The organism is Massilia phyllosphaerae (assembly GCF_034659755.1).
Taxonomy (GTDB): domain Bacteria; phylum Pseudomonadota; class Gammaproteobacteria; order Burkholderiales; family Burkholderiaceae_D; genus Telluria; species Telluria phyllosphaerae.
Genome location: NZ_JAXSQX010000004.1, coordinates 90,735 through 103,607, shown reverse-complemented (window position 1 = coordinate 103,607; position 12,873 = coordinate 90,735). Strand labels below are relative to the sequence as shown.

The window sequence follows — 12,873 nt, the reverse complement described above, 5'->3', positions numbered from 1 at the left end:
AGGAGTTCTGACAAGCCCTTGCACCTTTGCACTTTTACGTAACTGCTTGATTATTCAGGTGGTCCTTAAAACTCAGACCCTTGCACTACCCTTGCATTACCGTTGCGAACCTCTTGCACTTCGTAAGCCGACATACCGTCTGGGAAGTAGTAAGTTGACCGGTTCCCGGTGATGAGCATCTGTGCTTTCGTATAGCGAAGCCGGGACATGATGTGCGGAACGTGGCTTGGCTTCAGCTTTGTTAGTCCATCCATGACAAGGGCATCCTGTAGCTCTGCAAGCGTGAACACGATGTTGTCGGCTGCAAAGCCAATCGCGAACTCTTCCTGCGGGTTCGTGCTTAGCGCGACGATCGCTTGTAGTGCAGACGATTCGGGCGGGCGTTTCGGGTTAAACCCTGTCAGGTCATATCGCAAAAACCAGCAGTAGACGGCATCAAGTGAGCCGGGAAGCTTGATCCAAGCGTCCAGTTGAGCGATGAAGGATTGTGTCTCCGTAGCGTCTACCCGGTGCTTCATCCGATCGAATGCAAGCCAGCGACGCTCGTCTTCATCAAGGTAAAGCGGGCGAGCTTCATTCGATGCAAGGATAAACCGTGTGTACGTACGAACCATCGTGCCTTGCATGTTTTTGCGTTCCACATGTTGCCGCTCCTCGGACAGTACCGACTTCAGTTTGGTCTGGGTGGAGCTGCTGCTTGTTTTACAGTCGTCCAACAGCACCAGGAGACCCGTTTCAAGCATCGTGGAGAAGCGGCCTAATACCTTGTCGTACGAAGCAGCGATTTCCGTGTGAATGAGAATCGGGCTCAGGATGTTCTCGAATACCCAACCTTTCCCTGTGCCCGGATCGGATGTCCACAGCAAGTGATAGGAAGGCCGCTCCCAAGGACGCTGTACCGCGTGTGCGAGCCACTGTAGTGCTTGATGGCGCTGAACCGGATCAGGGAACATTCGCTCCCAGAACTCATGAAACAGCGGGCTTACGTCAGTGCTTGCGCTGGACGGCTCGTATTTCCGGAACAGGTTCACGTAGGTAAGGCCAGCACGAGAATCTACCGAATACGGGCCGCCCTGCGGGTCAAAGCGATGGCCGACAACATGCACAAGCGTACGCATTAAGTAGCCAGAGCCAGGGTAGGGGAGTTGTTTCCTGTTGACTCTACAGTAACGGTCGAAGTCACTTTCTAGAAAAGCCGGATAGAACTTTTCCCCAGTGAAGCGGTTGAACAAGCGAGTTTGATTTGCTGTTCCGTCATCGATCTTACAGAAGCCCCGTTCTTTTAGACTCGTCACGTAGGCCGCGATTTCTGCCTGTTCCTCCAGCGTTGGCGGTTGATTAGATGTTTCATTTATTGCGGTCATTTGTCATCCTCTTATTATCTATGCCGTGAATGGCGAACTTCGTCTGTCAATACTTTTTTCGGACGCTTGAAGGCGGCAGATACGCCCCGACGTGTGCGGGAGGATATGCATGCTTCATCTGCTGTCTCGTGCCATCTATCATGGTCGAGGTTAGGTGGAAAGCACCATGGATCGTCAGTGGTATCTGTATAACGTACCCGCGTCGGCGAAAACTCCTCTTTTGCCGCAAAAAACGCATCGATGTTTCTGCCATCCCAGCGGGGCATTTCCCTCGGAACGGATGCGCCGAATATGAGGCATGACGCGGTCATAACTGCTACATCTAATTGATTGAATTCTTCAAAAGTCTTCATTTTGGTTTCCTTTCTTTTTTAATTCATACCGCATCGACGTAACGACTTCTGCTCAGCGCTGATTACCAGCGAAGCAATGTCGTGTTCCAGGATTTAGGAACTACGGATGTGGTAGGAATATCTACGGTAGCGTCAAAGCTGACGGAACATGGCGTTTCCAGCCAAAACACAAGTGGTTGTGACATATAAAACGGGGGGATTCGTCCAGCCACAATGGTGAACTTGCATCCAATTTGGTTTAGAAAAACAACCAAAACTCTATACTTTGTATAGACCACGTTGCTACATCAACGCTTTCCTCGCGTCAAAACCGCTACGGGCTCTGACGATGCTAGAAATATGGCTCTGGACACCAGCGATTGGGTACAGATAATTGCGACCAAGTAGAACGTATTCCGGTCCCTTGCCGCGTTTGCGCCATGCATCGAGTGTGGATACTTGCACACCCGCAAGCTTGGCAACGCTCTGCTCGTCAAGACAGTTAACGAGGCGGGCAAGGTCGGCTACGCTCGGGTTGGTGGTTGGCTCTGTGTTCATCTGTTCCTCCTTCATTGTTGTGGAGGCTGAACTTTAATGCGTCAAAAACCAGTAGCGCGGTTACTTATCAATTGAGTTGGGTTTGTACTTTTTTACCGTATTCTGGATTGTTGTTGCGGTGACACCGAGTTCGCCTGCTAACTCCTTCACAAGGCCATAGCTCGTACCATCCTGCTTTCTGTCCCAGTAGAGTTTGGCAATCCGTTTGCACGTTTCCTCATCCAATTTTCTGGGCTTGGACGCACGCACGCGTTGCGCCTCATTGAATGCTTCCTGCGCTGCGACAAACGGTTCGATCCGGTGCAATGCGTTTGCTTCTTCAAACAGAGCCATGACCCGGTCACGTTTGCTTACATATCTTGCCGTTTCGGCCATTTCAGCGGTTTTTGAGACCCGAACGGCCATGGGAGGGTGCCATACGCGACTTCGTGGCCTTTCTCTGTCGATTTCAGCGAGCAGTGTCTCTATCTCGCGGTAGATAGGATCAGTTCGCGTCGTTAACTGGGGCCGAAGCCAACTAAGCGCCCTTTGCATACAAGTTACGAAGTAACGAGGCGTATGGGCCGAGTTCGCCTTTCTTACTAGAAGCGAGTAAGTGCTTTCATTCAAGGGCTTCAATTGATCACGAATCGTGTTGTTCGACTGAGCCCAGTGCCGGATGCGCTGTTGGCTCATGCCGCCTCCTGCTTCCGGCTTGCCAGCGCTTGCACTGCGTCATGCACGTCTTCCGCCTTCGTGTGGGTGTATCGCTTCAACTGCGTCCAGGTCTTATGTCCGGTGAGTAGGGCGGTCTGCGGAATTGTTAAGCCCATGCGGAACAGGTCGCTTGTGGCCTTGTGTCGAAGATCATGAAAATGAAGGTCAACGATCCCCAGCTTGGCACACGCACGCGTAAATGCCGTGCTAACGCTCGACGTTTGGTAGGGGAAGATGCGGCCAGCTTCGCGGGTAGCGAGTATAGGCTCGACGAGTTTCCAAGCTTCGGGGAGCAGCGGCACTTTCTGATCGTTGCCGGCCTTCCTGCGTGGGTCTTTGCGGTCGCGGATGATGACAGTGCGCTTGTCCGGGTCCAAGTCTTCCAGAAGGATCGAGCAGATTTCGTCTTGTCGCATAGCTGTCGCAAGAGCGAATGCGCAGAGCGTTGCCATCGGAATCTTCTGACGCTTGTTGTCCCGCCAATAGGTGAAAAGCTTCTCAAGCTCTGCCGGTGTCGGCTCGCGTTCCCGTTCGTTGCTTCGGGTGTTGACCCTACGGGCCGAAAGGTCCCGGCGTGCGTCGCGTGCAAGGTCTGCGGGCAAGTCCAGCTTGCGAGAATGCTTACCCCATTTCAGTATCGCCCCGAAGAACGACAGGTCAGCCGCAATTGTCACTCCGCCAGCGCCAGAACCCAGCCTCTTGTCGATGAAGTCCCGTAAGTGGATGCTATTTATACGCTTCAATGCGATACTGCCAAGCTCACGCTTCAGCATGGCATGGGTCGCCTGTTTGGTCTTCCCGCCCATGTTACACTCTTGTCCGTAGCCGTCGATTAGGTCGCCGACGCTGTAGCCTTCGGGAACTGGTTGATAGCCGCTCGCGGCAATGTGTTCTGCCTGTACTTCAATCTGCTGTGCCCATGCCTGCGCGTCGCGTTTCAGGGTGAACGTTTCCCCGCGATACATTCCACCTTTCCGGACCTGCGCCCGCCATTTCCCGCTCGGAAGCTTCGTAAATGTAGCCATCGTGTGCAATTTCTGTGTGTCAAGATATGCCCCGATTATGCTCCAGTTAATCCCCTTTGTGTGCACCTCGTGTGCATCTAATGCTGCACATATGCAAAATGAACGATATTATTGCCAATAAAAACAAGAGGTTACTAAGTGTGGCCCCGATGATGGACTGGACCGACCGCCACTGCCGCGTCTTCCACCGCCAGATCACCCGCCACACCTGGTTATATACCGAGATGGTGACCACGGGCGCACTCATCCACGGCGACGTCGAGCGCCATCTGCGCTACGACGATGTGGAGCACCCGGTCGCCCTGCAACTGGGCGGCAGCGACCCGGCCGACCTGGCGAAAAGCGCCAAGTTGGGCGAACAGTGGGGCTATGACGAGATCAACCTGAATTGCGGCTGCCCTTCCGAGCGCGTGCAGAAGGGCGCGTTCGGCGCCTGCCTGATGAGCGAGCCGCAGCTGGTGGCCGATTGCGTCAAGGCGATGCGCGACGCGGTGTCGATCGATGTCACCGTCAAGCACCGCATCGGCATCGACGACAACGAGGAATACGGTTTCGTGCGCGATTTCGTCGGTACCATCGCCGACGCCGGCTGCCGTACCTTCATCGTCCATGCGCGCAATGCCGTGCTGAAGGGTTTGTCGCCCAAGGAAAACCGCGAGATCCCGCCGCTGCGCTACGAAGTCGCGTACCAGCTCAAGCGCGAATTCCCGGACCTCGAAATCCTGATCAATGGCGGCATCAAGACGGACGACGAGATCGCGCTGCACCTGGAGCACGTCGACGGCGTGATGATCGGGCGCGAGGCCTACCACAACCCATGGCTGATGGCCGGCTGGGATGCCCGCTTCTATGGCGACGACGCGCCCGGCAAGTCCCGCGACGAGGTGCTGCAGGCGATGATTCCGTACATCCGCGCCCAGCTCGAGCGCTACGGTCCCCTCGGCCTGCGCCTGAACAGCATCACGCGCCACATGCTCGGCCTGATGGCCGGCCTGCCGGGCGCGCGCGCTTACCGCCAGCTGCTGTCCGACTCGCGTCGCCTGGCTGGCGGCGATCCCGAACTCCTGCTCGAAGCCGCCGCGCGCCTGCGCCAGGCTGCCTGATCCTGTCTCCCTCCGGCCCGTGGCGTCCGCCATGGGCCGCGTATTTGGTGGCGTACGTCATCATTCCCTTGCAGTAAAAAGCCTTGAATTCGATGCAAGAAGCGGTGAGATAGACTTTATTTAGTTGTCTCAATTGCACTACGATTATTATTTTATATTGATAAAAATCATAATTTTCGATAAATAATTGAATGTTTATGTATGATGATTCACTTTCGGTTACCTCGTCAGCAACCATGTCGAATCACGCCATTCCTGCCGTATCCGTCTGCATTCCCTGCTATCGTGGCGCCGCCCACCTGGGCGCGGCGATCGCGTCGGTGCTTGCCCAGACCTGGACCGACTTCGAGCTGATCGTCATTGATGACAATTCCCCGGACAATACCGACGAGGTCGTGGCCGGCTTCGACGACCCGCGCATCCGCTACCTGAAGAATCCACAGAACCTGGGGCCGGAAGGCAACTGGAACCGCTGCCTGGACGAGGCGCGCGGCCGCTTCTTCAAGCTGCTGCCGCAGGACGACCTGATTGCCCCGACCTGCCTGGAAAAGCAGGTGGGGGTCCTGGAAGCCGATCGCGAGCACAAGCTGGCGCTGGTGTTCTGCGCGCGCACCATCCTCGACGCGCGCGACCGCACGGTGATGGTGCGCGGCTATCCGAAGCGCAGCAGCGGCGTGGTCGATGCGCGTGTGCTGATCCGGCAGTGCGTACGGCGCGGCACCAACGTCATCGGCGAACCCGGCAGCGTGCTGTTTCGCCGCGACAGCGCCGCCCTGGCCGGCCGTTTCGATGCCAGCATTCCCTACGTGCTCGACCTCGATTACTGGGTGCGCCTGCTGTGCCATGGCGACGCCTGGTACGTCAACGAACCATTGGCATCGTTCCGCGTCTCGGTCGGCTCGTGGAGCGTGCGCATCGGCACGCGCCAGAGCATGGAGTACCAGCAGTTCATCCGCAAGCTGGCGGCGAATCCGCGCTTCCGCGCCAGTGCGCCCGACATCCTGGTCGGCAAGCTGATGGCGAAAGTGAATGCGCTGCTGCGTTCGGTGCTGTACCGGGTGCTGGCCATGCACGCGGTCAAGCCATGACGCGGCTGCACGCGTTCTGGCAGCAGCATCGCTGGTTGCGCTTCCTGGTTATGGGCGGCATCAACACCGGCTTCAGCTATGGCGTGTATGCGCTGCTGGTGTATTGCGGCCTGAATTATGCGGTCAGCAACCTGTGCTCGCTGGTGCTCGGCATCCTGTTCAGCTTCCGGACCCAGGCCGCCTTCGTGTTCCAGGATGCCGCGCGTGGCCTGTTCATGCGCTACGTGATGGTGTGGACCATCCTGTACCTGTCCAACATCCTGATGATCGGCTCGCTCATCCGGCTGGGCGCCAACGCGTATTCCGCGGGCGCGCTGGCGATCGTGCCGACTGCCGTGCTGTCGTATTTCTTGCAGAAGTCGTTTGTGTTTACCGGAGCCAGGCGGGCCTGAAGCCCCTGGCGTGAATGCGTGGATCGGCCGCCTGTCATGAGGTGTGAATGGAACGTGTGGCAGTATTCGATGGGTCGCCTGCCTTGACAGCGCGTGCGATGCGTACCGGCTTGGTGCCGGTCGCGTCGCTGTTTCTTTTCCTGTGTGCGTGGCACTGGCGCGTGGCGGGCGCGCCGGCACTGCCGGCCTGCGCCTCGCTGGCGCTGCTGCTTGGACTGTATCTGCTGTATGGACATGTGTTTGCGCTGGCCAGCGCGCGCCTGTTCCGCAACACCATGGGCATGCCGTTCCAGCTGCTGTGCGGCTACTTCATGTTCAACACGGCGCTGTTCGTCCTGGCCCTGTGCTCGCCCCTCGGCATGGCCCTCGACGTGGCCATCCTGGGCGCGGCCGGCGCGGCCGCGGCGTTTGCCCTGCGCAAGCGCACCGTGCCGCCCGCCACCTTTGTGTCGGGATTCGAGGCCTGGGCGCCGTGGCTGGCCGTGCTGATCGCGGGTGCCGGCGCCACGATCTGGGCCGGCGATGTCCAGGCGCCGCTGCAGGCCCAGGGCGACAACACGATTTTCAGGGTCTGGCCCGACGTCTACATCCACGTGCGCGAGATCAGCGTGTTCGCACAGGCGCACGGCTTGCGGACCATCCACGACATCAAACTGGCGGACGGGCCGGCCCCGCTCTACCATTTCGCCAGTTATCTGTCTGCCGCGTTCATCAACGCCCTCGGCGGTGCCAGCGCGATGCAGGTGTATGCGAGTTTCCAGCTGCCGTTCGGCATCCTGCTGACGGGACTCGCCGCTTATTGTCTCGTAGGCAAGGTGCTGGGTCTTTGGCCGGGTGTCGCTGCCGCCGCTGCCGTGACCCTGCTGCCGGATGGCTTCCAGCAGGGCTTCGCCAACCGTTACCTGAGCTATTACTTCATTTCCCAGGTTAACCTGGGCATGCTGTACGGGATTGCCTGCGCCGCCCTGGCCTGGCTGTTCGTGGTGGATGGCTGCCGCCGCGGGAAATTCCAGACGGTGCTGCTGGGTTATGTCTTCCTCGGTATCTGCCTTTTCTACAAGGCGCATATCTTCGTGGCGAACAGCTATCTCCTGATGATGTTCCCCGTGCTGTTCTTCACACCGTTGCAGCGGCGTTGGCGCGTTGCGATCGGCTTGGCCGCGACGGTGCTGTTCGTGGCAGCAGTGGCGTTTTCGCAAACCAATCCACGGGTGCCGGTGATGCGCCTGGATGGCAGCGGCATCAGCGACTATCTGCTCATATTGCTGCACGATTACGAGCCCGGCGCGTTGAAATCCTTCTTTACCCGCGTCTTCCTGGAAGAGTCGCACAGCAAGCCGCTACAGCTGGTCTATGTGGTGGCGATGTTGTCGCTGTCGACCTTCGGCCTGTGGACGCTGTTGCTGCCGGCGGCGGTGGCAGGCGCAAGGAAGCGGGTGGACTTGCCGCTCCTGTGTTTTCCGCTGCTGGTGGTGGCCAACTACATCGTCATGGCGGTCGGCCTGGCGCAGGATACCCGGGGCGTGGGTACGCCGGACGAGTTGACCAACCGGCCGCTGGTCTGGGCATATTTCGTGGCAGCGGCCTTCGGCGCGGGCTTGTTGTACCGCAACTGGGCCGGCCGGGTGCTGCCGAACCAGCCGCTGCAGCGCGGCCTGTTGGCGGCCGCACTCCTCGTGGTAGCGCTGTGCGGGACCGGGTATTCGGCGCCGGACCTGCAGACCTTCCCCGAGCGAAAGCACATGGAAACGTTTAGCGAGATGAATGCGGTACCGACCTGCCTGGTCAATGCGGGCGCCTTCATCCGTACACGCGGCAAGCCGACGGACATCATCCAGGACTCGTATGGCGACCAGCGCTTCGTGCTGACCGCGCTGTCGGAGCGCCAGTTGTACGTCGGCGCGACCGGGTTCGGCGGGACCCAGCACGAGCAGGCCGCACGGCAAGACGCTGTCCGCGGCTTCATGCGCATGGATGACGCGGCCCAGTTGCAGCATTTCACGGCGGCACGCGGCATCGCATGGTTCCTGGCTTATCCCGGACAGGTGCTGGGCTGGCCCGTCGATGTCGCCGGGAAGCCTGCGTATGCCTGCGGCGGCTACCGGCTCTACCGTTTTCCGAATGCCGTCCAAGCCGCTTCCAACCCATAAGCGTGAGCGAACATGAATACCCACACCGATCCCCTCCATCAAGAAGACGTTGCCGCCCACGATGCGCCGCTGCACCGCATCTCGATCGTGATCCCGGTGTACCGCGGCGAAACCACGCTGCCGTCCATCGTCGCCGAAATCGCACCGCTCACCACCCAGCGCCTGAGCCCGGACGGCAACCTGTTCGTGGTCTCCGAAGTGGTGCTGGCACACGACTGCGGACCGGACCGCTCGGACAAGACCATCGAGGCGCTGGCGCAGCGTTATCCCTTCGTGGCGCCGGTCTGGCTGTCGCGCAATTACGGCCAGCATGCCGCCACCATGGCCGGCATGGCCAGCGCCACCGCCCAGTGGGTCGTGACCATGGACGAGGATGGCCAGCAGGACCCGGCCGACATCGCGCACCTGCTGGACGCGGCCATCGCCTCGTCGCTGCAGCTGGTGTATGCGCAGCCGCTGAATCCACCGCCGCACGGCTGGCTGCGCAACACGGCCAGCCGCACGGCCAAGGCCATCAGCACGCGCGTGCTGGGCAACAAGTCGATCGGCCGCTTCAACAGCTTCCGCCTGGTCGACGGCGAAATCGCGCGCACGCTGGCGGCCTATTGCGGTAACGGCGTCTACCTTGACGTCGGCCTGTTCTGGATCACCGGCCGCATCGGCCATGCCCCGATCAAGCTGCGCAATGAGATGGACCGGCCGTCCGGCTACTCCTATTTCCGCCTGTTCGGCCATTTCTGGAACCTGATCCTGACCACCGGCACCCGGCCGCTGCGCCTGATCACCATCGTCGGCTTCATCTCGATGCTGCTGGCGATCTTCCTGGCCGCGTTCGCGCTGTACGGCAAGTATGTGGGCGACGTGCCGATCCAGGGCTGGACCTCGCTGGTCACGGTGGTCGCGTTCTTCTCGGGGACGATCCTGGCCTCGATGGGCATCATTTCCGAGTACCTGGCGGTGACGATGAACATTGTCATGGGCAAGCCGCTGTACGTGGTCAGCAGCAAGCCGGTACGGCCGCTGGGGCGCGCATGAAGACCGTATGGGTGGTTGGAGCAGGGGGCCTGCTGGGCGCCGCGCTGTGGCACCGCTCGACGGCGCTCGGCGACGACGTGTTCGTCCCGGGCGAACGCCTGGCCTGGGCCGAGCGCGCGCGCCTGATGGCGCAGCTGCAGGCCCATGCCGGTGCTTTTGCGCAGCGGGTCGCGGCGTCGCCCTCGCGTGCATGGGAGCTGTACTGGGCGGCCGGCGTGGGCACGATGTCGAGTCCGGCCGAAGCGCTGCTGCTCGAGACCGAGGCCCTGGGCGTGCTGCTGGAAGCGCTGGCAGCGCATCCAGCGCTGGCCGGCACCCCGGGCGCGATCGGCTTCGCCAGCTCGGCGGGCGCGATCTATGCCGGTGCGCTGGATGAGATCATCAGCGAAATCACGCCGGTGGCGCCGACCACGCCATATGCCCGCGCCAAGCTACAGCAGGAAGACCTGGTGCGCGCCTTCGCCGCCGCGCGCCCGGACACGCGCGCGCTGCTTGCCCGTTTCAGCACCCTGTACGGCACCGGCCAGGCGGTCGGCAAGCAGCAGGGCCTGCTCACCCATATCGCGCGCAGCATCGTGCGCCACCAGCCGATCCAGATCTTCGTTCCCTTCGATACCATCCGCGACTACCTGCGTGTCGAAGATGCGGCCGCGCACATGATCTGCGCGCTGCGCGAGACCGGCCCAGCGCACCAGCTCACCAAGATCATCGCCTCCGAACACCCGACCACCATCGCCGAGATCGTGGCCACCTTCCGGCGCCTGGCACGGCGCTCGCCGCGCATCGTGACCAGCGCCAGCGCGCGTGCCGGCCTGTATGGCCGGCGCATGCAGTTCCGCTCCACGCTGGCGCTGCACGGGCATGACGACCTGCCAGCCACCAATCTCACGGTCGGCATTGCCCAACTGCTCGAGGCAGAGCGGGCACGCTTCACCCATCCTCCCCAGCACTGAGCCGGCGGCCTGCCACAGGCCGCCTCGTGTTCAAAATGCGCGACGGTTCTCGTACATACATTGTTTTTCTGCGTAAATTTTCTTGCCACGTAGCAAGGTCGCGTTTAATACTAGCGTCCTTCTTCATGCTTTGATCGTCCTCCGGACAGCATCACAAACTGGCTTCACTGTTGTGTTACTGAAACAGTTTTGCTGCAAAGCATCTTTGCTATCTGCAACTTTAGGAAATTGATTTATCCTGAAGGAAATACACGAAACGACCCGGAGAAGTTGGTCGTCGTGATGTGCGACGCGCGGCGCAGCAAGTTCCGGGCGATCTCGATCACTTGAAACAGGGAAAGCAAGTAATGAATTTAACAAACATGAAGGTCGGTGTGCGACTCGGTCTGGGCTTTGCCCTGGTCCTGGTGCTGCTGGTCGTGGTGACTGTCGTCGGCATCGTCCGCATGGCACAGATCCAGAACCGGCTCGACCATGTGGTCAGCGTAAGCAATGTCGTTACCCGCCTGGTCGTGGACATGCGTAACAACGTCAGCGAGCGCGTCACCTCGCTGCGCACCCTGACGCTGATGACCGATGCGGCCGACATGGAGCCGGAACTGAACCGCTTCAAGGAACAGACCGCCAAATACGACGCCCTGCAGCAGAAGCTGAGCGAGAAGTTCGCGCTCGAGGCCTCCAGCGAAGAAAAGGCGCTGCTGGCCCAGATCAAGGAAGCGGAAAACGTCGCCATGCCGGCCATTGCCAAAGCATCGCAGCTCTACCTGGCCAACAATGCCATGGACGCTACCCGCGTGATGGTCAAGGAAATCCGTCCGGCCCAGAAGAAGTGGCTGGACGCGCTGGACCAGCTGGGCAAGATGGAAGACAAGCAGAATGCCCAGACCCAGGTCGCTGCCGAAGCCGCCTTCGCCGGCGCCCGCAACTTCATGCTCGGACTGCTGGCCCTGGCGGTCGCGATCGGCGTCGCCGCTGCCTACATCATCACCCGCGGCCTGCTCAAGCAGCTGGGCGGCGAGCCGGGCTACACCGCCCAGATCGCCGGCAGCATCGCCCACGGCAACCTGTCGATCGCCATCGACACCAAGTCGAGCGATCGCGGCAGCCTGCTGACCGAAATGAAACAGATGCGCAACAGCCTGGTCGACATCGTCAGCCAGGTCCGCCGCGGCACCCAGACCATCACCACCGCATCGCGTGAGATCTCGGCCGGCAACATCGACCTGTCCTCACGTACCGAACTGCAGGCCAGCTCGCTGGAAAAGACGGCCTCGGCGATGGAAGAACTGACCTCGACCGTGAAGCAGAACGCCGACAATGCCCGCGAAGCCAACCAGCTGGCCGCCACCGCATCGAACGTGGCGCGCAAGGGCGGCGAAGTGGTGTCGCAAGTGGTCGGCACCATGGGCGAGATCAACAGCTCGGCCAGCAAGATCGCCGACATCATCGGCGTGATCGACGGCATCGCCTTCCAGACCAACATCCTGGCGCTGAATGCCGCGGTCGAAGCGGCCCGTGCCGGCGAACAGGGCCGCGGCTTCGCGGTCGTGGCATCCGAAGTGCGCAGCCTGGCCCAGCGTTCGGCCGCGGCAGCGAAGGAAATCAAGACCCTGATCGGCGACTCGGTCGAGAAGATCAGCCGTGGCAGCAAGCTGGTCGGCGAAGCCGGCGTGACGATGGAAGAAGTGGTCGACAGCGTCAAGCGCGTGACCGACATCATGAGCGACATCGCCGCCGCCAGCGCCGAGCAGAGCGCCGGCATCGAACAGGTGAACCTGTCGATCATCGAGATGGACGGCATGACCCAGCAGAATGCGGCGCTGGTGGAGCAAGCCGCCGCCGCCTTCCAGAGCCTGCAGGACCAGGCGGCCGAACTGCAGCGCGTGGTCAGCATCTTCAAGCTGGAAGAGGGCATGGAAGCTGCCGTGGCCCAGGCCGCCGTGGCGGCTGCCCCGGTGGCGCCGGCCGCCGCTACCCGCGCTGTGGCCACCCGTCCGGCCCGGCCGCAACTGAAGAAGCCGGCCAGCCCGGCGCCTGCCAAGCCGGCAGCGGCAGCGGACAAGAGCCCGACCTCGAAAAAGGTCGCCGCCGCCGCCGCCAGTGACGACTGGGAAGAGTTCTAAGCAGTTCCTTATCAATCAAGCTTTGTCCGACGCCGGCCGCCCAGGCCGGCATTA

12 protein-coding genes are annotated in these 12,873 nt (G+C 60.7%); 7 read left to right on the top strand and 5 right to left on the bottom strand.

Annotated elements, in window-relative coordinates; genetic code table 11:
• Window positions 1-65 precede the first annotated feature (65 nt).
• The 5 genes from U1H99_RS16410 to U1H99_RS16390 all read right to left on the bottom strand — a co-directional run bounded on the left by U1H99_RS16410 (window position 66) and on the right by U1H99_RS16390 (window position 3,915).
• On the bottom strand, window positions 66-1,364 hold the full coding sequence (locus U1H99_RS16410; protein ID WP_323142801.1) for a primase-helicase family protein: 1,299 nt from the start codon (window positions 1,362-1,364) through the stop codon (window positions 66-68).
• Window positions 1,365-1,378: 14 nt separating this feature from the next.
• Entirely contained in the window at window positions 1,379-1,717 is a 339-nt protein-coding gene (locus tag U1H99_RS16405) for a hypothetical protein (RefSeq protein ID WP_323142800.1), read from the bottom strand.
• Between the two features lie 282 nt (window positions 1,718-1,999).
• Window positions 2,000-2,254, bottom strand: a complete 255-nt coding sequence (locus U1H99_RS16400; protein WP_323142799.1) for a hypothetical protein — start codon at window positions 2,252-2,254, stop codon at window positions 2,000-2,002.
• Between the two features lie 60 nt (window positions 2,255-2,314).
• A complete protein-coding gene (locus U1H99_RS16395) occupies window positions 2,315-2,929 on the bottom strand; it encodes a hypothetical protein (RefSeq protein WP_323142798.1) in 615 nt (204 codons plus the stop codon).
• Window positions 2,926-3,915 (bottom strand): tyrosine-type recombinase/integrase, encoded by a 990-nt coding sequence (locus tag U1H99_RS16390; protein WP_323142797.1) that lies wholly within the window; start codon window positions 3,913-3,915, stop codon window positions 2,926-2,928. The genes U1H99_RS16395 and U1H99_RS16390 overlap by 4 nt, the downstream gene beginning before the upstream one ends.
• A 158-nt stretch (window positions 3,916-4,073) precedes the next feature.
• Here U1H99_RS16390 and dusA point away from each other — a divergent pair, with 158 nt between their 5' ends.
• The 7 genes from dusA (at window position 4,074) to U1H99_RS16355 (ending at window position 12,819) form a co-directional block, all read left to right on the top strand.
• A complete protein-coding gene (gene dusA, locus U1H99_RS16385; RefSeq protein ID WP_323142796.1) occupies window positions 4,074-5,078 on the top strand; it encodes a tRNA dihydrouridine(20/20a) synthase DusA in 1,005 nt (334 codons plus the stop codon).
• A 236-nt stretch (window positions 5,079-5,314) separates the two neighbouring features.
• Window positions 5,315-6,166 carry a glycosyltransferase family 2 protein gene (locus U1H99_RS16380; RefSeq protein ID WP_323142795.1) on the top strand — a complete coding sequence of 284 codons (852 nt, stop codon included), beginning with the start codon at window positions 5,315-5,317 and terminating at the stop codon, window positions 6,164-6,166.
• Window positions 6,163-6,558 (top strand): GtrA family protein, encoded by a 396-nt coding sequence (locus U1H99_RS16375; protein ID WP_323142794.1) that lies wholly within the window; start codon window positions 6,163-6,165, stop codon window positions 6,556-6,558. Before U1H99_RS16380 ends, U1H99_RS16375 begins: the two co-directional genes overlap by 4 nt.
• Before the next feature lie 47 nt (window positions 6,559-6,605).
• Entirely contained in the window at window positions 6,606-8,708 is a 2,103-nt protein-coding gene (locus tag U1H99_RS16370) for a hypothetical protein (RefSeq protein WP_323142793.1), read from the top strand.
• A gap of 12 nt (window positions 8,709-8,720) precedes the next feature.
• Window positions 8,721-9,743: a glycosyltransferase gene (locus U1H99_RS16365; protein ID WP_323142792.1), complete on the top strand. Its 1,023-nt coding sequence runs from the start codon at window positions 8,721-8,723 to the stop codon at window positions 9,741-9,743.
• Window positions 9,740-10,696, top strand: a complete 957-nt coding sequence (locus U1H99_RS16360; RefSeq protein ID WP_323142791.1) for an NAD-dependent epimerase/dehydratase family protein — start codon at window positions 9,740-9,742, stop codon at window positions 10,694-10,696. The genes U1H99_RS16365 and U1H99_RS16360 overlap by 4 nt, the downstream gene beginning before the upstream one ends.
• A 347-nt stretch (window positions 10,697-11,043) precedes the next feature.
• Window positions 11,044-12,819 carry a methyl-accepting chemotaxis protein gene (locus U1H99_RS16355; RefSeq protein ID WP_323142790.1) on the top strand — a complete coding sequence of 592 codons (1,776 nt, stop codon included), beginning with the start codon at window positions 11,044-11,046 and terminating at the stop codon, window positions 12,817-12,819.
• Window positions 12,820-12,873: the final 54 nt, after the last annotated feature.

Coding starts and splice junctions, on each gene's coding strand:
- U1H99_RS16410 (WP_323142801.1), bottom strand. CDS start 1,364: ATGACCGCAATAAATGAAACATCTAATCAACCGCCAACGCTGGAGGAA.
- U1H99_RS16405 (WP_323142800.1), bottom strand. CDS start 1,717: ATGAAGACTTTTGAAGAATTCAATCAATTAGATGTAGCAGTTATGACC.
- U1H99_RS16400 (WP_323142799.1), bottom strand. CDS start 2,254: ATGAACACAGAGCCAACCACCAACCCGAGCGTAGCCGACCTTGCCCGC.
- U1H99_RS16395 (WP_323142798.1), bottom strand. CDS start 2,929: ATGAGCCAACAGCGCATCCGGCACTGGGCTCAGTCGAACAACACGATT.
- U1H99_RS16390 (WP_323142797.1), bottom strand. CDS start 3,915: ATGTATCGCGGGGAAACGTTCACCCTGAAACGCGACGCGCAGGCATGG.
- dusA (WP_323142796.1), top strand. CDS start 4,074: ATGAACGATATTATTGCCAATAAAAACAAGAGGTTACTAAGTGTGGCC.
- U1H99_RS16380 (WP_323142795.1), top strand. CDS start 5,315: ATGTCGAATCACGCCATTCCTGCCGTATCCGTCTGCATTCCCTGCTAT.
- U1H99_RS16375 (WP_323142794.1), top strand. CDS start 6,163: ATGACGCGGCTGCACGCGTTCTGGCAGCAGCATCGCTGGTTGCGCTTC.
- U1H99_RS16370 (WP_323142793.1), top strand. CDS start 6,606: ATGGAACGTGTGGCAGTATTCGATGGGTCGCCTGCCTTGACAGCGCGT.
- U1H99_RS16365 (WP_323142792.1), top strand. CDS start 8,721: ATGAATACCCACACCGATCCCCTCCATCAAGAAGACGTTGCCGCCCAC.
- U1H99_RS16360 (WP_323142791.1), top strand. CDS start 9,740: ATGAAGACCGTATGGGTGGTTGGAGCAGGGGGCCTGCTGGGCGCCGCG.
- U1H99_RS16355 (WP_323142790.1), top strand. CDS start 11,044: ATGAATTTAACAAACATGAAGGTCGGTGTGCGACTCGGTCTGGGCTTT.